At 66.4% G+C, this 24,885-nt stretch carries 26 protein-coding genes and 1 tRNA gene; 5 read left to right on the forward strand and 22 right to left on the reverse strand.

Going from position 1 to position 24,885, the window contains the following annotated elements; translation table 11 throughout:
- Positions 1–2 precede the first annotated feature (2 nt).
- From AC1RT8_RS02945 to AC1RT8_RS02980, 8 genes are all read right to left on the reverse strand, one after another.
- A complete protein-coding gene (locus tag AC1RT8_RS02945) occupies positions 3–842 on the reverse strand; it encodes an XrtA system polysaccharide deacetylase (RefSeq protein ID WP_493074096.1) in 840 nt (279 codons plus the stop codon).
- Positions 843–848: 6 nt separating this feature from the next.
- Positions 849–1,925 (reverse strand): XrtA/PEP-CTERM system-associated ATPase, encoded by a 1,077-nt coding sequence (locus AC1RT8_RS02950; RefSeq protein WP_493074097.1) that lies wholly within the window; start codon positions 1,923–1,925, stop codon positions 849–851.
- A 40-nt stretch (positions 1,926–1,965) separates the two neighbouring features.
- Entirely contained in the window at positions 1,966–3,570 is a 1,605-nt protein-coding gene (locus tag AC1RT8_RS02955; protein ID WP_493074098.1) for a hypothetical protein, read from the reverse strand.
- Positions 3,567–4,562, reverse strand: coding sequence for an AAA family ATPase (locus tag AC1RT8_RS02960; RefSeq protein ID WP_493074099.1), 996 nt, complete (start codon positions 4,560–4,562; stop codon positions 3,567–3,569). The genes AC1RT8_RS02955 and AC1RT8_RS02960 overlap by 4 nt, the downstream gene beginning before the upstream one ends.
- A complete protein-coding gene (locus tag AC1RT8_RS02965; protein ID WP_493074100.1) occupies positions 4,559–6,064 on the reverse strand; it encodes an XrtA system polysaccharide chain length determinant in 1,506 nt (501 codons plus the stop codon). Before AC1RT8_RS02965 ends, AC1RT8_RS02960 begins: the two co-directional genes overlap by 4 nt.
- Positions 6,065–6,077: 13 nt before the next feature.
- Positions 6,078–6,695, reverse strand: coding sequence for an XrtA/PEP-CTERM system exopolysaccharide export protein (locus AC1RT8_RS02970; protein WP_493074101.1), 618 nt, complete (start codon positions 6,693–6,695; stop codon positions 6,078–6,080).
- Between the two features lie 148 nt (positions 6,696–6,843).
- Complete coding sequence (locus AC1RT8_RS02975; RefSeq protein WP_493074102.1) at positions 6,844–8,067, reverse strand: pyridoxal-dependent decarboxylase, exosortase A system-associated; 1,224 nt, start codon at positions 8,065–8,067, stop codon at positions 6,844–6,846.
- Complete coding sequence (locus tag AC1RT8_RS02980) at positions 8,064–9,572, reverse strand: AMP-binding protein (RefSeq protein ID WP_493074103.1); 1,509 nt, start codon at positions 9,570–9,572, stop codon at positions 8,064–8,066. The genes AC1RT8_RS02975 and AC1RT8_RS02980 overlap by 4 nt, the downstream gene beginning before the upstream one ends.
- Before the next feature lie 107 nt (positions 9,573–9,679).
- Here AC1RT8_RS02980 and AC1RT8_RS02985 point away from each other — a divergent pair, with 107 nt between their 5' ends.
- The 3 genes from AC1RT8_RS02985 to AC1RT8_RS02995 are packed head-to-tail and all read left to right on the forward strand — an operon-like array spanning position 9,680 to position 11,422.
- Positions 9,680–9,952, forward strand: coding sequence for an acyl carrier protein (locus AC1RT8_RS02985; protein ID WP_372854882.1), 273 nt, complete (start codon positions 9,680–9,682; stop codon positions 9,950–9,952).
- Positions 9,953–9,962: 10 nt separating this feature from the next.
- The gene (locus AC1RT8_RS02990; protein WP_493074104.1) at positions 9,963–10,652 is read left to right on the forward strand and encodes an alpha/beta hydrolase family protein; all 690 of its coding nucleotides are present in this window, start codon (positions 9,963–9,965) and stop codon (positions 10,650–10,652) included.
- Positions 10,640–11,422 (forward strand): hydrolase 1, exosortase A system-associated, encoded by a 783-nt coding sequence (locus AC1RT8_RS02995; protein ID WP_493074105.1) that lies wholly within the window; start codon positions 10,640–10,642, stop codon positions 11,420–11,422. The genes AC1RT8_RS02990 and AC1RT8_RS02995 overlap by 13 nt, the downstream gene beginning before the upstream one ends.
- 437 nt (positions 11,423–11,859) lie before the next feature.
- Here the strand turns inward: AC1RT8_RS02995 and trxB are convergent, their stop codons facing one another.
- From trxB to AC1RT8_RS03010, 3 genes are all read right to left on the reverse strand, one after another.
- Complete coding sequence (gene trxB, locus AC1RT8_RS03000) at positions 11,860–12,825, reverse strand: thioredoxin-disulfide reductase (RefSeq protein ID WP_493074106.1); 966 nt, start codon at positions 12,823–12,825, stop codon at positions 11,860–11,862.
- A 106-nt stretch (positions 12,826–12,931) separates the two neighbouring features.
- Complete coding sequence (gene fghA, locus AC1RT8_RS03005) at positions 12,932–13,768, reverse strand: S-formylglutathione hydrolase (RefSeq protein WP_493074107.1); 837 nt, start codon at positions 13,766–13,768, stop codon at positions 12,932–12,934.
- Positions 13,768–14,874 (reverse strand): S-(hydroxymethyl)glutathione dehydrogenase/class III alcohol dehydrogenase, encoded by a 1,107-nt coding sequence (locus AC1RT8_RS03010; protein ID WP_493074108.1) that lies wholly within the window; start codon positions 14,872–14,874, stop codon positions 13,768–13,770. Before AC1RT8_RS03010 ends, fghA begins: the two co-directional genes overlap by 1 nt.
- A gap of 103 nt (positions 14,875–14,977) precedes the next feature.
- On the opposite strand from AC1RT8_RS03010, the gene AC1RT8_RS03015 reads away from it, so the two are divergent.
- Positions 14,978–15,445 carry an NUDIX domain-containing protein gene (locus AC1RT8_RS03015; protein ID WP_493074109.1) on the forward strand — a complete coding sequence of 156 codons (468 nt, stop codon included), beginning with the start codon at positions 14,978–14,980 and terminating at the stop codon, positions 15,443–15,445.
- Between the two features lie 33 nt (positions 15,446–15,478).
- Here the strand turns inward: AC1RT8_RS03015 and AC1RT8_RS03020 are convergent.
- The 4 genes from AC1RT8_RS03020 to AC1RT8_RS03035 form a co-directional block, all read right to left on the reverse strand.
- A tRNA-Met gene (locus AC1RT8_RS03020) sits at positions 15,479–15,555 on the reverse strand.
- 46 nt (positions 15,556–15,601) lie between these two features.
- A complete protein-coding gene (locus tag AC1RT8_RS03025) occupies positions 15,602–16,111 on the reverse strand; it encodes a 2'-5' RNA ligase family protein (RefSeq protein WP_493074110.1) in 510 nt (169 codons plus the stop codon).
- The gene (locus AC1RT8_RS03030) at positions 16,108–18,036 is read right to left on the reverse strand and encodes a potassium transporter Kup (RefSeq protein ID WP_493074111.1); all 1,929 of its coding nucleotides are present in this window, start codon (positions 18,034–18,036) and stop codon (positions 16,108–16,110) included. Before AC1RT8_RS03030 ends, AC1RT8_RS03025 begins: the two co-directional genes overlap by 4 nt.
- Positions 18,037–18,174: 138 nt before the next feature.
- Positions 18,175–18,615, reverse strand: a complete 441-nt coding sequence (locus AC1RT8_RS03035; RefSeq protein ID WP_493074112.1) for an Lrp/AsnC family transcriptional regulator — start codon at positions 18,613–18,615, stop codon at positions 18,175–18,177.
- A 129-nt stretch (positions 18,616–18,744) separates the two neighbouring features.
- On the opposite strand from AC1RT8_RS03035, the gene ald reads away from it, so the two are divergent.
- Positions 18,745–19,851 (forward strand): alanine dehydrogenase, encoded by a 1,107-nt coding sequence (gene ald, locus AC1RT8_RS03040; protein ID WP_493074113.1) that lies wholly within the window; start codon positions 18,745–18,747, stop codon positions 19,849–19,851.
- A 42-nt stretch (positions 19,852–19,893) separates the two neighbouring features.
- On the opposite strand, the gene AC1RT8_RS03045 is transcribed toward ald, so the two are convergent.
- Genes AC1RT8_RS03045 through ccmC form a run of 7 tightly spaced genes read right to left on the reverse strand, consistent with a single transcriptional unit; the run spans position 19,894 to position 24,687 of the window.
- The gene (locus AC1RT8_RS03045; protein WP_493074114.1) at positions 19,894–20,541 is read right to left on the reverse strand and encodes a tetratricopeptide repeat protein; all 648 of its coding nucleotides are present in this window, start codon (positions 20,539–20,541) and stop codon (positions 19,894–19,896) included.
- Complete coding sequence (locus AC1RT8_RS03050; RefSeq protein ID WP_493074115.1) at positions 20,541–20,945, reverse strand: cytochrome c-type biogenesis protein; 405 nt, start codon at positions 20,943–20,945, stop codon at positions 20,541–20,543. Before AC1RT8_RS03050 ends, AC1RT8_RS03045 begins: the two co-directional genes overlap by 1 nt.
- A complete protein-coding gene (locus AC1RT8_RS03055) occupies positions 20,942–21,469 on the reverse strand; it encodes a redoxin family protein (protein WP_493074116.1) in 528 nt (175 codons plus the stop codon). Before AC1RT8_RS03055 ends, AC1RT8_RS03050 begins: the two co-directional genes overlap by 4 nt.
- The gene (locus tag AC1RT8_RS03060) at positions 21,466–23,433 is read right to left on the reverse strand and encodes a heme lyase CcmF/NrfE family subunit (protein ID WP_493074117.1); all 1,968 of its coding nucleotides are present in this window, start codon (positions 23,431–23,433) and stop codon (positions 21,466–21,468) included. Before AC1RT8_RS03060 ends, AC1RT8_RS03055 begins: the two co-directional genes overlap by 4 nt.
- Complete coding sequence (gene ccmE, locus AC1RT8_RS03065) at positions 23,430–23,864, reverse strand: cytochrome c maturation protein CcmE (RefSeq protein WP_465173594.1); 435 nt, start codon at positions 23,862–23,864, stop codon at positions 23,430–23,432. The genes AC1RT8_RS03060 and ccmE overlap by 4 nt, the downstream gene beginning before the upstream one ends.
- Positions 23,861–23,968 (reverse strand): heme exporter protein CcmD, encoded by a 108-nt coding sequence (gene ccmD / locus AC1RT8_RS03070; protein ID WP_372854912.1) that lies wholly within the window; start codon positions 23,966–23,968, stop codon positions 23,861–23,863. Before ccmD ends, ccmE begins: the two co-directional genes overlap by 4 nt.
- A complete protein-coding gene (ccmC, locus tag AC1RT8_RS03075; protein ID WP_493074118.1) occupies positions 23,965–24,687 on the reverse strand; it encodes a heme ABC transporter permease CcmC in 723 nt (240 codons plus the stop codon). The genes ccmD and ccmC overlap by 4 nt, the downstream gene beginning before the upstream one ends.
- Positions 24,688–24,885 lie beyond the last annotated feature (198 nt).

Below are 24,885 nucleotides of genomic sequence, written 5' to 3' on the forward strand. Positions count from 1 at the left end.
GTTCACGCCATCCCCGCCCGCGCCTCGGCGACGACCGCATCCATCCGCCCCCAGTCGTGCCGCCGTATCAGCCCGCGCAGCTTGCCCGCCATCGCGCCCAAACGGCTATAATGCCGGATCTTCGACTTGAGCGGCGCCCCGGCCACACGCGGCTGGCCGGGATCGATCTCCCAGGGATGGAAATAGAACACTGCCGGATGCCCCTCGCCCGCGACCTGCCGGATCGCATAATGGGTCAGCGCCGCCGGAAACAGCCGGAAGAACCCGCCACCCGTCGCGAGCTTGCGCCCGCCGACATCGGCGATCGTCACTGGCACTTCGATCAGCTCTGCGCCCGCAACGGGCCGAAACGCGAATCGCGGCGCCTCGGGCCAGCCATAGTGATCGTGCCGCACCGGCGCGACGCTCGACGAATAGGCATAGCCCTCCTCGGCCAGCACCGCGTGCGCCCAGGGCGTGCGCTTGTCGATCGAGAAGCTCGGCGCTCGATAGCCCGTCACCGCGACTCCGCCGGCATCCTCCAGCGTCTTGCGCGACCGTGCGAGATCAGCCCGGAACTGCGCCGCATCCATGGTGAAGACGCGCTGATGGTCCCAGCCATGGCTCGCCAGCTCATGCCCCTGCTCGACGATCCGCCGGATCAGCGCCGGATAGCGATGCGCCACCCAGCCGAGCGTGAAGAAGGTGCCCTTCACCCCGCTCTCGCCGAACAGCGCGAGCACGGCATCGGTGTTCCGCTCGACGCGCGGCGCGAGCGAATCCCAGTCGGCCTTGTCGATCACCTTCTCGAAGGCGCCGACCTGGAACCAGTCCTCGACATCGACGGAAAGGGCGTTGCGCATGATGCGCTACCGGCTGACCGCATGCACTGACGCGACATCGGGACGCTGCTCGCCCTCGACCCAGTCGACCAGCAGGGTCAGCACCCGGCGCATCACCGCATCCTGGTCCTGCACGCGCGCTTCCAGCGCCGCGAGGCGCGCCATCAGCGCATCGTCGCGCACCGGTACCGGCTCGGGAGCGATCTCCTCGCGCACCGCCCGGATCGGCCGCGGCTCGTCGGCGACCGGCACGGGCGTCGGCTGAACAAAAGCCGCAGGCCTCGCTACCGGCGAATCGCCCGCGATATCGGCGATCACCGCCGTCACCGCGCGCCCGTCGATCGTATCGAGCTGCTCGATCGCGCCGAACAGCAGCACGCGCCCCGCAAGCTGGTTCAGCCGCCGCGGCACGCCGTCCGATCCCTTGTAGAGCGCTTCGAACGCATCGGGCGTGAAGCGCGGCCGCCCGTTCCAGCCCACCACCTTGAGCCGGTGGACCATATAGGGCTCGACCTCTTCAGGCCCCATCGGATCCAGATGATGCATCGCGATCACGCGCTGGCGCAGCTGCTCGAGCCGTTCCGACCCATGCAGCCGCTCGCGGAACTCGGGCTGGCCGAGCAGGAAGATCTGCAGCAGCGCATGGCCGCCCGCCTGGAAGTTGGAGAGCATGCGCAGCTCTTCCAGCGCCGAGACCGGCAGCGCCTGCGCTTCGTCGACGATCAGCAGGGTCCGCCGGCCGCTGCGCGCCATGGCATGCAGGCCGCGCTCGATCGCGGTCAGCAGCTGCGCCTTGGTCATGCCGGCACTGTCGAGTTCGAGCCCGCCCGCCACCATGCGCAGCAGGTCCTCGGCCTCGATCTGGGTCGAGACGATCTTGATGACATGCAGCCGCTCGCGATCCACCGTCGCCATCAGATGGCCGACCAACGTGGTCTTGCCCGCGCCGACATCGCCGGTGATGACGATGAACCCCTCGCCCTGGGCAAGTCCATAGCCGAGATAGGCCATCGCCTTGCGGTGCGTGGCCGTATCGAACCAGAAGCGCGGATCTGGCGTCAGCTGGAACGGCCGCCCGCTCAATCCGTAATGGTCGTCGTACATTCTCACCATCCCAACGCGCGGCAATAAGCCGCCACGTGTTTCAGAATTGATAGCGCATCCCGAGCTGGGCCGATCCGGAAACCTGATCGTCCTCACCCTTCTGGCTGAACTGATAGACCCCGACCGACGCGGTCGTCCCGACCCGGCCGAAATTGTGATAATAGAGCCCGGTCGCCCCGGTTCCGAGCACGCCCGGCGTGTTGCCGATCCCGCTCTGGAAATAATTGGCGAACACATTGCCCGATACGCCCGAATTGCGGTCGATCGCCGCCGAGACGAAGGCCTGGCCGTAATAGCTCTCGTCGGTCACCCCGTTGATGGTGAAGCCAGTGCCGCCCGGCGCATAGAAGCGCCGATTGGCATAGCCCGCGCCGACACCGAACTGCAGCGGGCCGCGATTGGCGGTCATCACCGCGTCCACACCACGCGCGCGATAGCTTGAGCTGGTGATCGACTGGAAGATGCCGTTCAGGCATCCGCCCGGCGCCCCGCTCGACGCGCCATAGGTGCAGCCGCTGAATTGCTGGCCGAACGCATCGCGCTGCTCGAGGAAGCTGGTCGGCAGGCTGGCGATGCCGTTGCGCAGCTGGCGCCCAAAGGTATCGACGCTGTCGTACACGCCGACCTGGAAGCCGATCGAGCGGCTCGCCGCATAGCTGAACGAGCCCGTATAGGTCATGCCGCCATAACGCTTGCCCACGCGCGCCTGAAGCGTGGTGCGCGGCGACGGCCGCCAGATCACGCCGGCGTCATAAATCAGCCCGTCGGTCTCATAAGCGATGCGGCGCGGCGAGGCAGGGTCGGTCTTGAACCGCCCTGCCCCGTCCACGACCGGCTGGCCGGTGCCGTCGAGCAGCGCGTCCTTCTGGCTGACCGTGATCTTCTCATACCCCGCACCCGCGGTCAGCGCGACCGTGGGCAGCACCGGCAAGACCACATCGCCCCGCGCGAACTTGCCTTCATAGCGCTGGTCGAGCTGGCTCGCATCGTCGCGCTCATAGGCGCCGCTGACGGTAACGCCGACCGGCAGCACGGTGCCCGCCTTCACCCCGATGCTCGCCTGCGCGACATGGCTGGTGGCGCTGTCGAACACGTCGAGCTTCTGGCTGCCCGGCGCAACGCCCGTCGCGCCCGGCGATTCCACCTTGGTATAGCCGAAGGTGTAGCTGGCATTGACGCTCGCCGGCCCGACATGAGTCGACAGGCTCGGCCCGGCATAGGCCGAATAGACCTGCGAGATATTGTCGACATTGCCGGCCAGCACGCCCGGCGCCGCCCCGCGAATGTCGGAACGCGCCCGGGTGGCGAGAGCGCCGCCCTCCAGGCTGAACCCCGGCGCAACGCTCACCGAGGCGCGCGCGAGGCCGCTATGGATATCGTCGTCACCGACCTTCTTGTTCCAGGAAATGCGCCGCTCGTACCGATAGCTCACCTGAACCTGGGTGCGCTGGGTCTGGATCGAGGCATCCACCCCGGCCGCAACGGTCGAGTAGGTCAGCACGTCGCCCGATTGCAGATCGGCGGTCAGCACCTGGCCGAGTTCGATATAGGGCGCGATCGACTTGCTGCGCTGGCGGTCCTGCGCGGCGGCGGGCGTAACGAGCACGGCGGTCAGCGCCGCGCCGAGGATGATCGGGCGCATCATTTTGCGTCCTCCTGATCGTAATAGCTGCCGAAACGGCGGCCACCGGGGACGAACGACACGGCGTTCAGCACAAGCTGGATATGCTCGCAGCCATCGAGCTGGGCGACCGCATCGCGCAAGTCGTTCTCGCTGGTGCGATCGGCCCGGACGACGAGCATCACCTGCCCGGCATGACTGGCCAGCACAGAGGCGGGCGATGCAGCGAGCGCCGGCGGCGAATCGAAGATCACCAGCCGCTTCGGGTCGGCGGCGAGCAGATCGGCGACGATCTCCGCCGTGCGCCGGCTCGCGAGCAATTCGGTATCGGTGATCGATTTGGTCCCGGCCGGCAACAGGCTGAGCTGCGGGATGTCGGTGCGGATCACGCACGCCTCGACATCGACCCGCGGGTCGGCCAGCGCATCGAGCAGGCCCGGGCCGTCCTTCAGCCCCAGCCGGTTCATCACGTCCGGCTTGGCGAAATCGGCGTCGACAAGCAGCACCTCGACATCGCGTTCGGCCGCCATCGAGATGGCGAGGTTGATCGCGCAGAAGGTCTTGCCGTCATTGGGTTTGGCCGAGCAGACCAGCATGGTCCGCGACCGGTCCCCGTCGGTCTTCTTCACGATCCGCGCGGTCTGGAGCAGCTGGCGCTTCACCTGGCGGAATTCCTCGACCAGCGCGCCGATCGGTGCGCCGGGGACCAGCAGGCCCTTCTCGGCGAGCATCACCCGGTCGATGGCCACACCCCGTCCGGGCGCGACCTGCACGGCGCGCGCGCGGGGAGCCGGTGCTTCTTCGAATATTTCCTCGCTGACCGGTGGAAGCGGCGCTTCCTCACCCAGAGTCAGGGCCGGCGCTTGCTCGGCCACGGGCGCGGGAGCCGGCTGCGGCTGAACCGCCTCGCGCGTCTCTTCCTGCTGTACCGGGCGCAGATGTGTGCCGAAGTCATAGACCTGGGCGGCACGCTCGAGCAGCGATCCGGCCGGTTTGCGGGGTGTCAGGTCGTTCATGCCGCCAGTCCCCGTTGCAACATCTCGACGCCGAGCAGCGCGACATAGGCGACCGCCAGCGCCCCGGCGCCGCCGCCGAAATAGACCAGCTTGCGCCGCCGCGACGCGATCTGCGCCCGGGTCACCATCTCGCCGATCGATCCGATCACCGGCATGCCGGTGGCACGCTCGAGCCGTCCGGCCGTGGCAAAGGTCGTCTGCAACTGCCCCATGGCGAAGGCAGCGCCGATGCCGCCGAAGATGCCGGCCAGCAGCGCGCCGGTCAGCAACAGTGGACGGTTCGGCGACGTCGGCACGCGCGGTGCGGACGGCGGGTCGATCACGCTGAACTTGATCGCGTCGGTCTGGGTCTGGGCCTGGCCACGCAGCTTGATCGACTCGCGGTCGGCCAGCAGCTTGGAATATTGGTCCTTGAGCACCTGATAATTATTCTCGATCTCGGATTGCTCGGCGGCCACCGCCGGATCGCCCGCCAGCTTCGAATTGATCTGCTCGAGATCGGACTGGAGCTGGGTCTTGCGCATGGTCAGCGCGGCGACGGTCGCCTGCTTGTCCGCCTGCATCGACTTCAGCGAGAGATAGAGCGGGTTGTTCGCCCCGCCGCCCGCACCGAGCGGTTCGTTGCGCGCGGCTGCCTGCGCCGCGGCGAGCTGATTGCGCAGCGCGACCACGTCGGGATGGTTCTCGGTATAGCCGCGCGCCCGTGCCTCGCCAAGCTGGCCCTGGATCGCGGCAAGCCGTGCCCGTGCCGGCCCGCTGGTCGGCCCCGCGCCCGCGACGGTCTGCGGCGTGCCCGCCATCTGGCCGGTCAGCGCCGCCAGGCTCGATTGTGCCGCGGCGAGGTCGCTGTCGACCTGCGCCATCTGGGTGCGCGCCGCGCCCATGCGGTCGGTCAGCGATCCGGTACCGGGCAGCGAGCCCAGATAGCGGTTCTGGAAATCGGCGCGCTTGGCTTCGGCCTCCTGGAGCTGCTTCTGGCGCTGCTCGAGCTGGGAATCGAGGAAACCCAGCGACTGGGTCGTCTCGTCGCGGTCGCCCGCGAGATTCTGCTCGACGAACAGGTCGATCAGCTTCTGGACGATCTGGCGCGCCACCTTGGGGCTCGACCCGGTCACGACGACCTCGAACAGATTATCCTGTTGCGCCGTGATCTTGATCGCCTTTTGCAGGCCCGCTGCGCGGTCGGCGACCTCGCGGTCGCTCGACACGGTGTTGGCCAGGTCGGTGCCGCGCACCACCTTTTCCAAATTCACCGCCGACGTCAGCGTCTGGCGGATCGTGTCGACATCCTTCTGCTGGTCGGCGGCCGTGATGCCGACCGCGCTCGGCAGGATACGCTGCATCTGCACGAAGACGCGGGCTCGCGATTCATAGCTGTTCGGAATCTGCGACACGAGCAGCCAGCCGACCACCGCGATCGCCCAGGCGACCGCAAGCGCCAGCCAGCGTCGCGTCCAGATCGCGTGGAGCGCGACCCTGATCTCGTCGTAAAGGCCGTTCATCCCCCCGGCCCCCTCAGAACATGCTCTCGGGGATGATGATCACGTCGCCCGGCTCCAGCCGCACGTTCGCGCTCGAATCGCCGTTCTTGAGCAGGCTCGAAAGCTTGATGTTGTATTCGACCTGCTTGCCGGTGTTGCGGTCGTAGCGGACCAGCTTGGCGCGGTTGCCCGCTGCGTACTGGCTGAGGCCGCCGACCGAGATCATCGCATCGAGCAGGGTCATGTTGGCGCGATAAGGGATCGACGCCGGCTTCTCGGTCGCACCGACGATGCGGACCTGCTGGCTGAACGTGCCCGAGAAATTCTCGACGATGACCGAGACGATCGGGTCCTTGATATATTCGCCCAGCGCGATCTTCATGTCGTCGGCGAGCATCGCCGGCGTCTTGCCGACCGCGGGCATGTCGCTGACCAGCGGCGTAGTGATCCGGCCGTCGGGGCGCACCTGCACCTTTGCTGACAGTTCGGGGTTGCGCCACACGAAGATGTTGAGCTGGTCGAGCGGGCCGATGATATATTCTTCGCCCGGCTGTTCCTGCGACGCCACGAAGCTCGCCGGCGGCAGATCGGAACGCCCGCCACCACCCATGCAGCCGTTAAGCATAAGGGCGGCGGAGGCTGCCAGAGCCATACCATTGAAACGAGACGAAAAACCCATCGCGAGAACCTCCCGCCGTCTGTCTCCACCGGTGACGTCAGTCCGGCAGAGTTCGCGGCAATGGTCCCGCTATGGGGCGGAAGAGGTGAAGATTGCGTTAGTAATGGGCCCGGACCCCGGCCTAACCGGCGAGAATCTGGGCCGGAAGCGCGTGTCCGAGGAAGGCCGCCGGGCTCGCCGACAGGCCATAGGCTCCGGCCATGAAGACGGCGATAACGTCTCCCGGATGGGCCACGGGCAGCGAGACGCGGTCGGCCAGCCGGTCGAGCGGGGTGCACAGGCATCCGACCACGCTAACCGTCTCGACGGGCGCGTCTTTCCCGGCGGTGGCGACCGAGACCGGATAATTCCGTTTCACTACCGTTCCAAAGTTTCCGGAGGCGGCGAGCTGGTGGTGAAGCCCGCCATCGACCACGAGGAACGCTTCGCCCCGGCTCTCCTTCCGGTCGATCACGCGCGTCAAATACACGCCCGCCTCGCCGACCAGCCAGCGCCCCAGCTCGATCGCGAAGCGCGCGCCTTTCAGCGAGTCCGGCAGTGACGTCATACGCTCGCTCAGGGCCGCGCCGATCGCTTCCACGTCGATCGGCTCCTCGCCCGGGAAATAGGGAATACCGAAGCCGCCGCCGAGATTGACCAGTGGCGGCGTGACGCCAACCTCGTCCGCCAGCCGGCCGGCCAGCGCCAGTGTCTCGGTCTGGGTCTCGATGATCGCCTGGGGGTCAAGTGCCTGGGATCCGGCGAAGATATGGAACCCACGCCAATCCACCCCGGCCGCGATCACCTGTTTCGCCAGTGCCGCCGCCCGCTCGGCATCGATGCCGAAGGGAGAGGCCCTGCCCCCCATGCGCATGCCCGATCCGCGCAGCTCGATCTCGGGATTGACCCGCACGGCAAGCCGCGGCGTGACGCCAAGCCGCTCCGCCGCCACCAGCGCACGCTTCGCCTCGCCCTCGGATTCCAGATTGACCGTCACCCCCGCCTCGATCGCCGCGGCGATCTCGTCGTCGCGCTTGCCCGGCCCGGCAAAGCTGATCGCGCTGGCCGGTTTCGCCGCCAGCGCCAGCGCCATTTCGCCCTTCGACGCGATATCCAGCCCGTCGACCAGCGGCGCCATGGCGGCAATCAGCGGCGCGAACGGGTTGGCCTTGATCGCGTAATGAATGTCGAGCCCCGCCGGCATCGCCGCCCGCAGCCGCGCGATGCGAGCCGAAACCATGCCGGCATCATAGACGAACAGCGGCGTGTCGCCGGCCTCCTCGATCCAGGCTTCGGCGCTCTTGCCGGCGATGACCAGCGGTTCCTCCCCGCGGAATTCCGCGGGAATCGCGCCCATCGGCTTCATGACGTCACCTCCGCCTTCAGCGCCGCACGGTCGAGCTTGCCATTGGCATTACGCGGTATCGCCCCACGCCATTCATACCGCGCGGGCTGCATGAAGCTCGGCAGCTCGCGCCGCAACCGCTCGCGAAGTCTCGCCTCCGCCTCGACCGGATCGCCGCTCGGCCGCGCCACCACGACGATCGCCTGGCCGAGCCGCGCATCGGGCACCCCGATCGCCACCGCCTCGACCGCTTCGCCGCCGGACACCACCGCCTCCTCGACTTCGGTCGGGCTGATGCGGTTGCCCGCACTCTTGATCATCTCGTCGTTACGCCCGACGAAACGGAACAGCCCGTCCTCATCCTCGATCGCGATATCGCCCGAATAGACCGCGACGCCGCCCAATTCGGAAAAGGCGGGCGCCGGGCGGAAACGCTCCGGCATCCGCGCAGGATCGCGCCAATAGCCTTTGGAGACGAGCGGCCCGGCATGGACCAGTTCTCCCGCTTCCCCCGGCGCGGCGCGCGTACCGTCGGGGCGGACGATCATCACCTCGGCAAAGGGGATCGCCTTGCCCATGGAGTCAGGATGAGCGTCGACCAGTTCCGGCAGCAGATAGGTCGACCGGAACGCCTCGGTGATGCCGTACATCGGATAGAGATCGGCCTGCCGAAAGCGCGCGCGCAGCCCACGGATCATGCCCGGCGTCAGCGCCCCGCCCGAATTGGTCAGCCTTTTCAGCCGCGTGGCCGTCTCGACCGGCCATTCCGCCTCGAGCAGCTGCACCCAGAGCGGCGGCACGCCGGCGAGCGTCGTCGCCCCGACCCGATCGACCGCCTTGATGACGTCACGCGCCGCCAGATAGTCGAGCGGCGCCACCGACGCGCCGGCTGCCCAGGTCGAGAAAAGCTGGTTCTGGCCATAGTCGAAGCTCAGCGGCAGCACGCCGAGCACGCGGTCGGCCGGCAGGAGCTTCAGATAATGCCCCACGGAGATCGCACCGAGCCACAGATTGGCATGGCTGAGCATCACGCCCTTGGGTCGCCCGGTGGAACCCGAGGTGTAGAGGATCGCCGCCAGGGTATCCGCCTCGGCCGAGGACGGCGGCATGACGTCATCGCTGACCGCCTCGTCTTCCAGTGCCATCCTGCACCCGGCCGGCACGTCTCCCATCTCAAGCGAGGAAGCGCGCGCCGCCTGGGTCACCAGCAGGTCGGCGCCGCTGTCGCCCAGGATATGCGCCACCTGCGCCCGCTTCAGCACTGGATTGATCGGCACATGGATCAGGCCGGCCCGCGGCGCGGCCATCGGCAGCACACAGGCGAGGCGTGTCTTGGGCAACCAGGAGGCGACCCGAGCGCCCGGCGCCAGCCCCTGTCCGGCAAGCCATGCCGCCACGGCGCCCGTCAACACCTCAAGCTCGGCAAAATCCAGGCTTCCCTCCCGATCGACCAGCGCGACGTTACCCGGGCTCCCACGCAACGGCAGGGCATCGATTGGCTGCGGCGCGGGATCGAGCGGGATCATGCCTCCTGATACGCACCCCGCAGGCACGCTGCCAAGGCCCGCACTTGGCATCCTTCCGCCCATTCTCTAACGGCGGAAGCCAACAGGGGATGAAACCGGGGTCCATAGTGCTTCCTGACGACAATGCCGAAATAGATGCCGCGGTCCGCGCGGTGCTTCGCGACGTGCTTGGCCTTAGCGAGGAGCGCGTCGGCGCCTTCCGCAGCGAGACGCCGCTGTTCGGCGCGCTGCCGGAGCTTGATTCCATGGCCGTGGCCGGCATGCTGACCGAGCTGGAGGAGCGTCTCGGCATCCTGATCGAGGATGACGAGGTCGATGGCGAGATGCTTGAGACCTTCGGCGCGCTGGTCCGCTTCGCCGCCGCCAAGGCAAACCAGTGAAGGTCACGCCTTGAACGACCATTACGACTGGCCCGGCGGGCGCGAGGCGATGTTGCGCTTCGGCCCCGCCACCGGCCCGGTCGTTATCGCGGCGATGCCGCTGTTCGAGGAAGCCAACCGCACCCGCGCCTTCGTCGTCACCATCCTGCGGGCGCTGGCCGAGCGCGGGATCGCCAGCGTGCTGCCGGATTTGCCGGGCACGGGCGAAAGTCTCATTGAAACTGAAAATACTACCTTAAGCGATTGGACAAGCGCTCTTTCGACACTCGTCGAGAGCATCGGAGCGGAGCGAAGTGCAGTCCATAGCGTCGCCATCCGGGGCGGTGCGCTCATCGATGCGCCCTTCGCCAGCCGCTGGCACTTCGCGCCGGTTTCGGGCGAAAGCCTGATCAGGGACCTTCTGCGCACCCGTCTCGCCACCGGCAAGGACGGGGCCGACGACGCGATCGAACTATCCGGCCCGCCCGTGGAGCTCGCCGGCAATCGCCTGTCGCGCGCCCTTCTCACCCAGCTCAAGGCCAGCGTACCGGTCGGCACCGTCCCCTTGCGCACCGTCCGCCTGGAGAGCGACACCCAGCCGGCCGATCGCCACCTGCCCGGCGCGCCTCTCTGGCGCCGCAGCGAGCCGGACAACGACCCCATCCTCGCCCGGCTGCTCGCCGACGACATCGCCGCCTGGATCGCGACATGCGGCGCCTGATCACCTTCCCCTGTGCCGGCGACCGGCTGGCGGGTACCCTTGACGAGGGCAGCGCCGTCACCGGCCTGCTGATTGTCTCCGGCGGCAACGAAATCCGCATCGGCGCGCACCGCGGCATGGCGATGCTCGCCGCACGGCTGGCCGCCTCAGGTACCCCGGTCTTGCGCTACGACCGCCGCGGCATCGGTGATTCCACCGGTCAGAACTATGGCTTCCTCGACTCCGCCCCCGACATTGCCGCCGCCGCTGCGACCTTCGTCGCCGAAACCGGCATCAGACGCCTGGTCGCCTTCGGCAATTGCGACGCCGCGACCGCGCTCGCCCTGTTCCACGGTGTCGCCGGCATCGACGCGCTGATCCTCGCCAACCCCTGGGTGATCGAGGACCAGGACGACCTCCCCCCCGCCGCAGCGATCCGCGCGCGCTACATCGAAAAGCTCCGGAGTCCGAAAGAGGTACTGCGCCTGCTGCGCGGTGGCGTGAATATCGGAAATGTTTTCGGTGGTTTACGAAAGATATCTGCCACCAAGCCTGCGGCCTCGGACAGTCTCGCTACCCGCCTGTTCGACGCGCTGGCGGCAAGCACCATCCCGGTCACGATCCTGCTCGCCCGGCGCGACAACACCGCCATTGCCTTCCGCAAGCATTGGGAAGCAGCGCCGCTCGCCAATGTCACGCTGTCGGAATACGACACCGACAGCCACAGCTTCGCCACCCAGGCCGACAAGCAATGGCTGTTCGAGCAGATAGAGGCTGCATTGGCCGGTTAGAGCTGTACTTCTCCTCCCGTCACCCCGGACTTGTTCCGGGATCCACCGTGCCGCGAACCAGTTGGCCGATGAATGCCGGGAACGGTGGATGCCGGAACAAGTCCGGTACGACGTCTTGAAAGCCCAACGCCTGCTTGATTCAATACTCGCAAGCTTACGCTAGCGTCCCCGGAAGCCGGACCGCCGACCGCGCCCGGCAACGCTCTTTGACATGACTGGAATGTTGGACGCTCGAAGCGCGCTTTTTCAGCGATAACAGCGGTATTTTCCCGCTGTTATCGACGCATTTTACCGCTGTTATGCATAACAGGGAAAAACCCGCCCAAGCCACTGAAACGGAACAGGATTTTCGACCGCAAAATCCAACATAACAGCGGAAGAAAAAATAAACCGACGAAACAGCGGTAAAGTTGGAGAATTGTGCGCGCCTTGGGACGTTACTCAGCCGCTTCGGCAACCTCGAAATCGGCCTCGGCAAGGAAGCGCTCGGCATCCAGCGCCGCCATGCACCCCGTCCCCGCTGCCGTCACTGCCTGGCGATAGACCTTGTCCATCACGTCGCCGCACGCGAACACGCCCGGCACGCTCGTCCTGGTCGAGCCGGTCTGGACCTTGATATAATGGTCGTTGTCGAGCTCCAGATGCCCGCGGAACAGCTCGGTCGCGGGATGATGCCCGATCGCGACGAAGCCGCCCTCGACATCGAGCCGCGACTTCTCGCCCGTGACGGTGTCGACTAGGTCGAGCGCGACGAGCCCGGCATTGCCGCCGCCGTCGACAAAGGTCTCGACTTCCTTGTTCCACAATACCGTGACGTTCTTGTGCGCGAACAGCCGGTCCTGGAGGATCTTCTCGGCGCGGAACGAGTCCCGGCGGTGGATCAGCGTCACATCGTCGCTGTGGTTGGTCAGGTACAGCGCTTCCTCGACTGCGGTATTGCCGCCGCCGATCACCGCGATCTTCTTGCCGCGGAAGAAAAAGCCGTCGCACGTCGCGCAGGCGCTCACGCCCTTGCCCTTCAGCGCTTCCTCGCTGTCGAGCCCGAGCCATTTGGCCTGCGCGCCCGTCGCGATGACCAGCACGTCGCCCTGATAGACATCGCCGCTGTCGCCGATCAGCCGGAACGGCCGGCGCGACAGGTCGATCTCGACGATCGTGTCCCACATCATGCGCGTGCCGACATGCTCGGCCTGGGCCTGCATCTGCTCCATCAGCCACGGCCCCTGGATCACGTCCTTGAAGCCCGGGTAATTCTCCACATCGGTCGTGGTCATCAGCTGCCCGCCGGGCTGGATGCCCTGAACGACGATCGGCGCAAGGCCGGCGCGCGCGCCGTAGATGGCGGCGGAAAGGCCGGCCGGGCCGGAGCCGAGGATGAGCATGCGGGTCGAATGGGTGGTCATGGAGTCGTCCGTGATGAGGTGAGCGCATCTAGGGGCGATGCGGGCTGGCTGGCAACATGGCGTCGGCGCCCCGCCGGCGGAATGGCCGGAGGGCGCAGTTTTGCTTTCAGGCCTTCAACCGCGCGGCATGCCAGGCGACATGATCGGCCATGAAGGTCGAGATGAAATAATAGCTGTGATCATACCCCGGCTGCATCCGCAGGGTCAGGTCGATCCCGGCCTTGGCGCACGCCTCGCGCAGCAACTCGGGCTTGAGTTGCTCTGCGAGGAAACTGTCAACATCCCCCTGATCTACAAGGATTTCTGGCACGCTAAAACCATCGGCGATCAAGGCGCAGGCGTCATAGGTTCGCCAGTCCTCGCGGTCGGCGCCGACATAGCCGGTCAGCGCCTTCTCGCCCCAGGGGCAATGCAGCGGCGACACGATCGGGGCGAAGGCGGAGACGCTCCTGAAGCGCCCCTGGTTACGCAGCGCGATGGTCAGCGCGCCGTGCCCGCCCATCGAATGGCCCGTGATCCCCTGCCGCGCCATGTCGGCCATCGGGAATTGCCCCGCGATCAGCGCGGGCAGCTCGTCCTCGATATAGCTGCGCATGCGGAAGTTCGTCGACCAGGGCTCCTCGGTCGCGTCGACATAGAAGCCGGCGCCCTTGCCGAAGTCATAGGCCTCGTCATCGGGCACTTCGTCCCCGCGCGGGGAGGTGTCGGGCGCGATGAAGATCACGCCCCGCTCCGCGCAGGCGGCGCGATACTCGCCCTTCTCGGTGACATTGGCATGGGTGCAGGTCAGCCCCGACAGATACCAGAGCACCGGCAGCCGCGCGCCGTCCGCATGCTCCGGCACGAACACCGAGAAGGTCATCGGCGTGCCGGTCACGGTCGACTGGTGCCGATAGACGCCCTGCACGCCACCATGGGTCTTGTTGGTGCTGATCGTCTCCATCAGTAGACGACGACGCTGCGGATGCTCTCGCCGGCATGCATCAGGTCGAAGCCCTTGTTGATCTCCTCCAGGCTGAGGACATGGGTGATCATCGGGTCGATCTCGATCTTGCCGTTCATGTACCAGTCGACGATCTTCGGCACATCGGTCCGGCCCCTGGCGCCGCCGAACGCGGTCCCGCGCCAGTTGCGGCCGGTGACGAGCTGGAACGGCCGCGTGCTGATCTCCTTGCCCGCTTCCGCCACGCCGATGACGATGCTGGTGCCCCAGCCGCGATGGCACGCCTCGAGCGCCTGGCGCATGACGGTCGTATTGCCGGTGCAGTCGAAGGTGAAGTCGGCCCCGCCATCGGTCAGCGCGACGAGGTGGGCGACGATGTCGTCGACCTGTTTCGGATTGACGAAGTGCGTCATGCCGAACCTCCGGCCCCATTCCTCGCGGTCCGGGTTGATGTCGACGCCGATGATCATGTTCGCACCGGCCATCTTCGCGCCCTGAAGCACATTGAGGCCGATGCCGCCCAGCCCGAACACCACGACATTGTCGCCCACCTGCACCTTGGCGGTGTTGACCACCGCGCCCACGCCGGTGGTGACGCCGCAGCCGATATAGCAGCTCGTCTTGAACGGCGCGTCCTCACGGATCTTGGCGACGGCGATCTCGGGCAGTACGGTGAAATTGGAGAAGGTCGAACAGCCCATATAATGGAAGATCGTCTGCCCCTTGTAGCTGAAGCGGCTGGTGCCGTCGGGCATCAGCCCCTTGCCTTGGGTCGCGCGGATCGCGGTGCAGAGGTTGGTCTTGCCGCTGAGGCACGACTTACACTGGCGGCATTCGGGCGTGTAGAGCGGGATGACATGATCGCCCGGCTTCACGCTGGTCACGCCCGGTCCGACCTCGCGCACGATGCCGGCGCCTTCATGGCCGAGCACGCTCGGAAACAGCCCTTCCGAATCGAGGCCGTCGAGCGTGTAGGCATCGGTATGGCAGATGCCCGTCGCCATGATCTCGACCAGCACTTCGCCCGCTTTGGGGCCTTCCAGGTCCAGCTCGACGATCTCGAGCGGCTTCTTGGCTTCGAATGCTACGGCGGCGCGGGTCTTCATGGGCATCTCCTTGTGAGGCCCCGCTAGCCGAATTGGTTGACGCGGAAAAGGCGCAGGATGAACCAAGATTGCTTCCGCTGCGCCAAGGCACCATGCCCTGCCCATGGCGATCCACACCCTCTACCGGAAGACGATGCGGATACTGATCGGCGGGTTCCAGTTCGGCAGGCACCACCTCTGGTCGCTCACCCGGCCGGACGTCGAGGGCGCCCACGCGATCGCCCTCACGCCCGTGGGGCGAATCGTCCTGGTGAAGCTCAGCTATGCGCGCGGCTGGCACCTCCCCGGCGGCGGTCGCAAGCCCGGCGAGAGCGCCGAGCAGAATGTGCTGCGCGAACTGCGGGAGGAGATCGGCATGGTCGCGCACGATGCCCCGGGGCTCGCCTTCGAGGTCGACGAGCAACTCGACAATCGCCGCGACCGCGCCTCGGTCTTCCTAGTGCGCAACGTGGTCTATCGGCCGAACCGTTGGTCGATCGAGATCGAACGGGTCATCGAGGCCGATCCGGACAATCTGCCGGCCGACATCTCCCGGCGCGCGCGGCGGTGGATCGACTCCGTCAGTCTGTGAGGATCGCGAATGGCAGGTGGGCCCACTACGATTTGGTAGCGGAGGAGGGACTTGAACCCCCGACCCCAGGATTATGATTCCCGTGCTCTAACCAGCTGAGCTACTCCGCCCCAGCCATTCGAGAGCGGCGCCTATAGGAGCGCACGCCCGCTCCGGTCAAGCGAACATGTGACGCGACAGCGGCGCCCATGGCCCGCCGCGATACCGCCAGCTCGCCAACCCGGCGATCGCGATCGGGCGCGGCCGGAAATCGGCCTCCAGCGTCCGCAGCAGCGCCTTGGCTTCCTGCGGCGGGACCTTGTTCTGAATCGTCACATGCGGCCGCCATCCCGCCCGGTCCTGCGGCATCAGCATCGGCGCGAACGCCTCGGCCAGCCGGTCCCGGATATCGGCCAGTTCCGGACTCTCGATCCGAAACGCGACTCCCGCCCCGAGCGAGATGAGGTTCGCCGCCCATGCCTGGGGCGGTTTCACCCCGCGAGTCTCGCCGACCAGCCGATGCTTCAACTCGGTCTCGAGCGAGGGTGCGAGGTGGTGGAACATTGTCAGATGCGCCTCGAGCTGGTTGCGCTCCGGCGGGAAGTGCGCCCGGCGCAGGGCATCGAACCACACCGCATCGGCCTTGCCGAGCAGCGCCGTCACGATGATCGGTGCTGCGTCGCTCAAATCTCGAGCTGGCTGCCGAGTTCGACCACGCGGTTGGTCGGCAGGCGGAAGAACTCCATCGCGCTTTCCGCGTTGCGGAGCATCCAGGCGAACAGCTTCTCGCGCCAGATCATCATGCCCGGCCGCGCCGAGGGCAACAACGTCTGCCGCGCGAGGAAGAAGCTGGTGTCCATCATGCGGAAATCAGCGCCGCATTGATGTACCCGCGAGAGCGCCACAGGCACGTCGGGTTCCTCGATGAAACCGTAGCGCAGGATCATGCGGTGGAAGCCGTCGCCCAGATTCTCCAGCATGAAACGCTCCGATTCGGGGAGATAGGGCGCATCCATGATCTTCACGGTGAGCAGGATCACGCGCTCGTGCAGCACCTTGTTGTGCTTGAGGTTGTGAAGCAGCGCGTGCGGCACACCCTCGGGCGAGGAGGTCATGAACACCGCGGTACCGGGCACCCTCGTGGCCGAGGTGGCGGCGGACGAGATGAACACCTTGATCGGCATCGCCGCCTCGCGCATCCGGTCGATCATCAGCTGCCGCCCCTTCGACCAGGTCGTCAGGAAAGTGAAAATGATCAGCCCGATCAGCAGCGGGAACCAGCCGCCCGATGGCACTTTGGTCAGGTTCGCGGCGAAATAGGCCCCGTCGACCAGGAAGAAGACCCCCAGCAGTGGGATCGCGTAATATTTCGGCCAATGCCACAGCCGGAACAGCACGACCGAGAGCAGGCAGGTGTCGATCAGCATCGCCCCCGTCACCGCGATGCCATAGGCCGAGGTGAGGTTGGACGAGGTGCGGAAGAACATCACCAGCAGCAGCACCATCACCAGCAACGCCCAGTTGACCAGCGGGATGTAGATCTGCCCCGCTGTCGCTGCGTTGGTGTGCTCGATGCGAAGGCGCGGGATGAAGCCGAGCTGGATCGCTTGTTGAGTCACCGAGAACGCACCCGAGATCACCGCCTGGCTGGCGATGACCGCGGCGGCGGTGGCCAGCACGACCAGCGGCAACTGCAGGCTCTCCGGCGCGAGCATGTAGAAGGGGCTGCGCAGCGCATGATCGCCCTCGCGGAACAGCAGGGCGCCCTGTCCCATATAGTTCAGCATCAGCGCCGGCAGCACGAAGAACAGCCAGGACACGCGGATCGGGTTGCGCCCGAAATGCCCCATGTCCGCATAGAGCGCCTCGGCACCCGTCACCGCCAGCACGACCGAACCCAGCGCGAGAAAGGCGCGGATCGGGTCGAGCATGAAGAATTCGACCGCATAATGTGGCGAGAAGGCCCAGAGAATCTCCGGCGTGTGGACGATGCTGAGCAGGCCGAGCGTCGCGATCACCGCGAAATAGGTCAGCATGATCGGGCCGAAGAACAGCCCGACGCGCGACGTGCCGCTGCGCTGGATCATGAACAGGCCGATGATGATCACTACCGCAATCGGGATGACCAGGCTGCCGAATGCGGGCGCGGCGACGGCAAGGCCTTCGACCGCCGACAGCACCGACACCGCCGGGGTGATCATGGAATCACCGTAGAACAGGGCCGTCGCGAACACGCCGAGCAGGATGATGCCGTTGGACCAGCGCCGCGTCTTGGTCTGCCCATTGATCAGCGCAAGCAGCGCCAGGCTGCCGCCCTCGCCCTTGTTGTCCGCGCGCATGATGATCGAGACATATTTGAACGTCACCACGACCATCATCGACCAGAACATCAGGCTGACGACGCCCCAGATATGCGCCGGATCGAGCGCCAGCTTGTGGTGGCCGGCAAAGGTCTCGCGAAAGGCATAGAGCGGACTGGTGCCGATATCACCGAAAACGACGCCGATCGCGCCGAGCGCGAGCTTGGCGAGACCATCCTTGTGATGATGAATGGCGGACGCCGTGGCCTCCGCGGGCGTGGACTCGTCCACGCTTGGCGAATCGCTGCTCACGGGCGGGTCAATCTTGCCCGATTTTCAAGTGCATAGGTCATGGGTGAAACGAACTGCGCCCCTGCGTTCGAAGAGGCGGCGCAGTAGCACGCGTCCAATCCCCCGGCAACGTCACCCGGATTGGGGCAGGAATGCACCCTATTCCTCCGTCGCCAGCGTGCGGATGGTGAACTGGGTGACGAGCCGGTGCACGCCCGGCAGAACCGACAGGACCTCGCGGTGGATCCTCTCATAGCTGTCGTCCTCGCGGACGAGCACCTTGAGCAGATAATCGGATTCGCCGCTCATCAGATGCGCCTCGCTCACCTGGGCGGTCGAGGCGAGCGCCTTCTCGAACGCCATCATCGTCGCCTGGCGCTGGTCGGTCAGCGTGACCGAGACGAACACGGTCGACGGATTGCCGCGGGCAGCTGGCGACAGCCGGGCCCGGTAGCCGCGGATCAGCCCCTGCTGCTCCAGCGTCTTGACCCGGCGATGGGCGGCCGAGGGCGAAAGCCCCACCCGCTCACCCAGTTCCTCGCTGGTGATGCCGGACTCATTGCCAAGCTGTGCGATGATCTTGCGATCAATACTATCCATGCGGGAATCCATTGCGCCAATCGCGATATAAGCGCAATCCGATTGCAATTCGGGCGCAGCCGACCGGCAGATTGCAAGCACTTCCCGGCCCCGCTGGTGTATATGCACGCGAAATCCAGGAGAGCTTCCATGCGCATCGGTGTCCCCAAGGAAATCAAGAATCACGAGTACCGTGTCGGCCTGACCCCACCGTCGGTCGCCGAGTTGACCGCGGCCGGACACGAGCTGTTCGTCCAGACCGGTGCTGGCCTCGGCATCGATTTCGAGGATTCGGACTATGTCGCGGCGGGCGCGAAGATCCTGCCCGACGCCGCGAGCGTTTTTGCGCAGTCCGACATGATCGTGAAGGTCAAGGAGCCCCAGCCGGGCGAGGTGGCCATGCTCGAGCCGCGTCATCTGCTCTTCACCTACCTCCACCTCGCCGCCGACAAGCCGCAGGCCGAAGGACTGATGAAGTCCGGCGCGACCTGCATCGCCTATGAAACGGTGACGGCGAACGACCGTTCCCTCCCGCTGCTCAAGCCGATGTCCGAAGTGGCCGGCCGCATGTCGATCCAGGTCGGCGCGCATTATCTCGAAAAGGAACAGGGCGGCCGCGGCGTGCTGCTCGGCGGCGTGCCCGGCGTGGCGCCGGCGCGGGTCGCGATCCTGGGCGGCGGCGTCTCGGGCGTGAACGCAGCGCAAATGGCGGTCGGCATGCGCGCCGATGTGACGATCTACGACATCTCGAACGCGCGGCTGGCCGAACTCGACATGTTCTTCGGCAGCCAGATCAAGACCGCCTATGCCTCCAAGGCGGCGATCGCCGCGGCGGTGAAGAACGCCCATCTCGTCATCGGCGCCGTCTTGGTGCCCGGCGCCGCCGCGCCGAAGCTGGTGACGCGCGAGATGCTCAAGACGATGAAGCGCGGATCGGTGCTGGTCGACATCGCGATCGACCAGGGCGGCTGCTTCGAGACGTCGCATGCGACCACGCATGAGGACCCGGTGTTCGAGGTCGACGGCGTGATCCATTATTGCGTGGCCAACATGCCCGGCGCAGTCGCCCGTACTTCCGCCTTCGCGCTCAACAACGCCACCCTGCCCTTCGTGATGAAGCTGGCCAAGCTTGGCGCAGAGCAGGCAATGAAGGCCGATCCGCATCTCGCCAACGGCCTGAACGTATCGGGCGGCAAGATCCGCCATCAGGCCGTCGCCGAAGCGCTCGATCTGCCGTTCGAGGCCTGGCAGGGCTAAGTCCATGCGGGCCGGTCTAGCGGCCGGCCCGCACGATTTGAATCAATTTGCCGCGCCGACTCCCTGCGCCTGTGCCGCCATGGCGAGGAAGGCGTCGAGCCGGGCGAGCTGCGCCGCGATGTCCTTGCGATAAGGCTGCTCGGGCGGCGACAGCTCGAGCGCCTTCGCCCAATAGGGCCTCGCGACTGCATATTCACCAGCGCGAATATAGGCCATGCCGAGGAAATAGGGCGGCGCGGGGTGCTTCGGATTGAGTTCGGCTGCATGCCTGAAGGCATAGAGCGCAGCCGGCGACACCACATTGTCATGCATCGACAGCGCGGAGCCCAGCCCCGTCCACAGCGCCAGGCTGCGGGGATATTTGTTGATCCCGCCCAGCACGGCCTGGACTGCGCTCCTGGTATCGCCCGCGCGAGTCACGCCGTCGGCGGCGATCAGATAGGCGCCCTCGGCGGTATAGCGCCCGAGCATCGAATCGCGCAGTTCGGTCAGGGCGGGATCGAGCTCGATCGGCTCGGCATTGGCGGCGACCGGATGGCCTGGCAGCACCGGATCGCCTTGCAGCGCGTAACCCGCCGCGCCCAGCATCATCGCCGCACCGACGAAGCTCCACAGCGGGCGCGCAACGCCTGCGAGCCACAGCACGGCAGCCGAGCCCAAACCGATCAGGGCAAGCATGATCCAGCCCATCAGCGCCGCTTCCTTTTGAAACTGCCGCGCGCCAGCCACGCGCCGACGATCAGCATTGCCAGCGGCGCGAGCCACAGCGCCGCCGTCGAGCCGTTGAACGGCGGGTCATAGGTCACATAGTCGCCGTACCGTTCGATCAGCCAGCGTCGCACCGCATCCGGGCTCTCGCCGGCCTGAATGCGCTGGCGCACCAGCGCGCGCATGTCGCCCGCCATATCGGCGTCGCTGTCGGCGATCGATTGGCCCTGGCAGACGAGACAGCGCAGCGTGACCATCAGCGCCTGGGCCCTGGCCTCCTTCGCCGGATCACGGAGCTGCGTGTTGGCGAGCGCAGCGGGCGGCAGGCCGCTATCGGCCTGGAGCGGGGTGGCGAGAAGCAGCAACAGGAGCGCCAGGCGCTTCATTTCGCCGCCTGCAGGGCTTCGAGAATCGCGGGAATATCCTCGGCGCGGATATCGCCGATATGCTGCTTCACGATCCGCCCCTGGCCGTCGATCACGAAGGTCTCGGGCACGCCCGACGAGCCGAGCGAGAGCTGCACCGCGCTGACCTTGTCGTCGCCGATCCGCTCATAGGGATCGCCGTTGCGCTTCAGGAAACCCTGGATCGCCGGGCCGGTATCGCGGATCGCGATCGCATCGATCGGCACGCCCATCGCTTTCAGCCGCATCAGGTTCGGCGCCTCGGCGATGCAGGGTATGCACCAGCTGGCGAAGACGTTGAGCAGCCGTGGCTTGCCCTGCCGGAAGGTCTCGGTGCCAAGGCCCGGCTTGGTCTCGATGATCGCCGGCAGCGTGAATTTCGGCAGGGGCTTGCCCACCATCGCCGATTTCACCGTGCGGTCGGCCGGCGCGATCAGCCCGCTTGCCACCACCGCGAACAACAGGGCGAACGCTCCGAATGGCGCCCAGAGCAGCATCCGTCTCATGCCTCCACCTCCCTCGCAGCGGCGCGGCGCTCGCGACGCACGCGCCCGAGTAGCGACAGCACCCCGCCAAGCGCGATCAGCGCGCCGCCCAGCCAGATCAAGGTAACGAAGGGCTTCCACCACAAGCGAAGCTGCCAGCGTCCCTGGTCGTCCTCCTGGCCCAGCACGGTATAGAGTTGGCCGTCGATCTTCGTCGCAATGGCGGATTCGCTGGTGACGGTCGGCGGCGAGGCGAAGAAGCGTGACTGGGGGCGCAGAGTAAAGGGCTTGCCGTCGCCGCGCCGCACCGTCAGCGTCGCTTCGAGCGCCGACCAGTTCGGACCGATCACCGGCCGAATATGATCGAGCGTGACCATGAACGGGCCGACGCGTTGCGGCTCGCCGATGCGCGCCGCGACCAGCGTCTGCTTGGTGAAGGCACTGTCCGAGGCCATGCCGGCGAGGCTTACCGCGATGCCGAGATGCGCGATCACCATACCCCAGGTGAACAAGGGCGTGCGGCGCAGGTCGCGCTTCCACAAGGGCGCGATGCTGGCGGTCCCGGCCCCGACCGCGATCGACAGCCCAAGCAGCGGCAGGATGCCGATCCCGCCGCCAAGCGCCGCGAACCCGGCCAGGGTGATGCCCGTGGCGGCGACCGGCACCGTCAGGCGACCGAGCACTGCATTGGCCTCATCGCGGCGCCAGCGCAGCAGCGGCCCCGCCCCCATGATCGCGACCAGGATCAGCGCGATCGGACCGGCGGTCTTGTCGAAGAAGGGCGGGCCGACCGAGAGTTGAACGCCCATGCCCGCCGCGACGATCGGATAGAGCGTGCCGATCAGTACGATGCCCAGCACAACGCTGAGCAACAGGTTGTTCGCGACCAGCGCGCCTTCACGGCTGACCGGCTCGAAGGTGTTGCCCTGGCGCACCGTGCCGACCCGCGCCGCGAACAGCAGCAACGCGCCGCCGATATAGAGCGCAAGCAGCACGAGGATGAACGCCCCCCGCTTGGGATCGACCGCAAAGGCGTGGACGCTCGTCAGGATGCCCGACCGCACCAGGAAGGTGCCGATCATCGACATCGAGAAAGCGACGACCGCGAGCATCACCGTCCAGGCGCGCAGACCGTCGCGGGTGGCCAGCACCGTCACTGAATGAAGCAACGCCGTGGCGGCGAGCCAGGGCATCAGCGAAGCATTCTCGACTGGATCCCAGAACCACCAGCCGCCCCAGCCGAGCTCGTAATAGGCCCAATAGCTGCCGGCGGTGATGCCGAGCGTCAGGAAGATCCAGGCGCCGAGCACCCAGGGCCGCATCGCGCGGGCAAAGGCCGGCCCGACGTCTCGAGTGACCAGTGCGCCGACGGCGAAGGAGAAGGCGACCGAGATGCCGACATAGCCGATGTAGAGCGTTGGCGGATGGAAGGCCAAGCCTGGGTCCTGCAGCAGCGGATTGAGCCCGTTGCCGTCGACTGGTGCCGGGTTCAGCCGTGCGAACGGATTGGAGGAAAACAGCAGAAAGGCATAAAAACCCAGCGCAATCATCGCCTGCGCGCCGAGCGTCGCGATCAGGGTCGCGCGCTGCAGCCGATGCTCCAGGATCGCCACCGCGCCACCCGCCAGCCCGAGGATGGTGACCCAGAGCAGCATCGAGCCCTCATGGTTCCCCCAGGCGCCGGCGATCTTGTAGAGCAGCGGCTTGTCCGAATGGCTGTTGGTGGCGACCAGCAGCACCGACATGTCCGAGCGGACGAACACGATGATCAACAGCAGCAGCGACAGGCCGGCGAGCAGGCCCTGCACCACTGCGACTGGCCGCACGGCCGACAGGATCTGGTCGGTCAGGGCGACATCGTCAGCGCCAGCCTTGACGGAGCCGGAGAACATCGCCCGACGGACACCCACCGCCGCCAGCGCAAGCTGCAGCGCCGCGAGAGCGGCAGCGAACCAGAGCGCGGCCAGGCCTGCTTCAGCGATCATTGTTCGAGCGACTTTGTCTCGTGCATCTTGCCCGCGATTTCCGGCGGCATGTATTTCTCATCATGCTTGGCGAGCAGGTTGGTCGCGGTGAAACTGCCGTCGGGGTTGAAGCTGCCTTCGGCCACCACGCCTGATTTCTCGCGGAACAGGTCGGGCACGATGCCCTTGAATGCGACCGGCACCTTGGCGATGCCGTCCGTGACGACGAAACGGATCGAGACGCCGTCGGGAAGTTTGGCGATCGATCCCGCCTCGACCATGCCGCCGAGCCGTACCGCGCGGCCGAGTGGCATCTCGCCCTTCTTCACATCACCCGGCGCGTAGAAAAACGCCGCCTGATCCTTCAGCGCCGACAAAGCGAGCAGCGCCGCGCCGATCACCGCCGCGACCGCGAGCAGGGCCAGGGTCAGCCGTTGATGCTTGGCCTTCATTTAGTTTCACTCCGGCGCATCGCGAGCCAGCTCCACAGGACCAGGGCCGTGATCGCGGCGAAGGTGATGCCGTAAGCACCGATGACGAAGGGCCAGGGGTTCATGCCGCCATCCGCCGCATGCGCGCCTCGGCCTTGGCCGTGGCGAGAAGGGTCCGCATGCGCATCAGCACCACCGCGCCGAAGATCAGCGAGAAACCGATCAGGGTGAAGGGCAACGGCCAAAGGATGGAATTGTCGATGGTCGATTTGGTCAGGCTGATGCTCTGGCCCTGGTGCAGCGTGTTCCACCACACGACCGAATAGCGGATGATCGGCAGCAGCACCGATCCGGCGATGCCGTAGATCGCCGGGATGCGCCCGTCCCCGCCCCGTTCCGCATCGGCACGGGTCAGCGCCATGAAGCCGAGATAGACGAAGAACAGCAGCAGCATCGAGGTCAACCGGCCATCCCATTGCCACCAGGTGCCCCAGGTGGGCCGGCCCCAGATCGATCCGGTGACGAGGCACAGGCCGCAGAACACCGCACCCGGCAGCGCGATCGCGCGCGCCGCGACCATCGCCAGCGGATGGCGCCAGACGAGATAGACGATCGACGACAGCGCGATCCCGGCCCAGGCGCCCATACCGAGCGACGCGGTCGGGATATGGATGTGCATGATCCGCACCGTCTCGCCCTGGAGATAGTCGGGCGGGATGCGGAACAGCGCGCCCCACAGGCCGATCGCCAGCAGCACCAGCCCCGGCCAGAACAGGATCGGCGTTAGCGGCCGCGCAAGCTTGAGGAAGCGGGCGGGATTGGCGAGGGCATGAAGGCTGGGCACGTCGGTTCCGCGTCTAGAGCGAGTTGGGGTGCTACTCAACCGCGCGTTATGAGATGCCACCACCTTGACCACCATCGGACGGCGCAGGATCGCCGGTAATATGTATGCGAAGTATTCGTGCCTGAACGAGGGGAAAATCGACCAGTAAAAATCGGAATGTGAGAGTCGATCAACGTATCTCTTGCATCGGACGTTATT

This window comes from Sphingomonas sp. GW821-FHT10F11 (assembly GCF_058809095.1).

Coding starts and splice junctions, on each gene's coding strand:
- AC1RT8_RS03010 (WP_493074108.1), bottom strand. CDS start 14,874: ATGAAGACCCGCGCCGCCGTAGCATTCGAAGCCAAGAAGCCGCTCGAG.
- ald (WP_493074113.1), top strand. CDS start 18,745: ATGCGCATCGGTGTCCCCAAGGAAATCAAGAATCACGAGTACCGTGTC.
- AC1RT8_RS03050 (WP_493074115.1), bottom strand. CDS start 20,945: ATGAAGCGCCTGGCGCTCCTGTTGCTGCTTCTCGCCACCCCGCTCCAG.
- fghA (WP_493074107.1), bottom strand. CDS start 13,768: ATGGAGACGATCAGCACCAACAAGACCCATGGTGGCGTGCAGGGCGTC.
- AC1RT8_RS02970 (WP_493074101.1), bottom strand. CDS start 6,695: ATGGCTCTGGCAGCCTCCGCCGCCCTTATGCTTAACGGCTGCATGGGT.
- AC1RT8_RS02960 (WP_493074099.1), bottom strand. CDS start 4,562: ATGAACGACCTGACACCCCGCAAACCGGCCGGATCGCTGCTCGAGCGT.
- ccmD (WP_372854912.1), bottom strand. CDS start 23,968: ATGAACCCCTGGCCCTTCGTCATCGGTGCTTACGGCATCACCTTCGCC.
- ccmE (WP_465173594.1), bottom strand. CDS start 23,864: ATGAAGGCCAAGCATCAACGGCTGACCCTGGCCCTGCTCGCGGTCGCG.
- AC1RT8_RS03055 (WP_493074116.1), bottom strand. CDS start 21,469: ATGAGACGGATGCTGCTCTGGGCGCCATTCGGAGCGTTCGCCCTGTTG.
- AC1RT8_RS02965 (WP_493074100.1), bottom strand. CDS start 6,064: ATGAACGGCCTTTACGACGAGATCAGGGTCGCGCTCCACGCGATCTGG.
- AC1RT8_RS03060 (WP_493074117.1), bottom strand. CDS start 23,433: ATGATCGCTGAAGCAGGCCTGGCCGCGCTCTGGTTCGCTGCCGCTCTC.
- AC1RT8_RS02950 (WP_493074097.1), bottom strand. CDS start 1,925: ATGTACGACGACCATTACGGATTGAGCGGGCGGCCGTTCCAGCTGACG.
- AC1RT8_RS02995 (WP_493074105.1), top strand. CDS start 10,640: ATGCGGCGCCTGATCACCTTCCCCTGTGCCGGCGACCGGCTGGCGGGT.
- AC1RT8_RS02975 (WP_493074102.1), bottom strand. CDS start 8,067: ATGAAGCCGATGGGCGCGATTCCCGCGGAATTCCGCGGGGAGGAACCG.
- AC1RT8_RS02955 (WP_493074098.1), bottom strand. CDS start 3,570: ATGATGCGCCCGATCATCCTCGGCGCGGCGCTGACCGCCGTGCTCGTT.
- trxB (WP_493074106.1), bottom strand. CDS start 12,825: ATGACCACCCATTCGACCCGCATGCTCATCCTCGGCTCCGGCCCGGCC.
- AC1RT8_RS03045 (WP_493074114.1), bottom strand. CDS start 20,541: ATGGGCTGGATCATGCTTGCCCTGATCGGTTTGGGCTCGGCTGCCGTG.
- AC1RT8_RS03035 (WP_493074112.1), bottom strand. CDS start 18,615: ATGGATAGTATTGATCGCAAGATCATCGCACAGCTTGGCAATGAGTCC.
- AC1RT8_RS02980 (WP_493074103.1), bottom strand. CDS start 9,572: ATGATCCCGCTCGATCCCGCGCCGCAGCCAATCGATGCCCTGCCGTTG.
- AC1RT8_RS02945 (WP_493074096.1), bottom strand. CDS start 842: ATGCGCAACGCCCTTTCCGTCGATGTCGAGGACTGGTTCCAGGTCGGC.
- AC1RT8_RS03015 (WP_493074109.1), top strand. CDS start 14,978: ATGGCGATCCACACCCTCTACCGGAAGACGATGCGGATACTGATCGGC.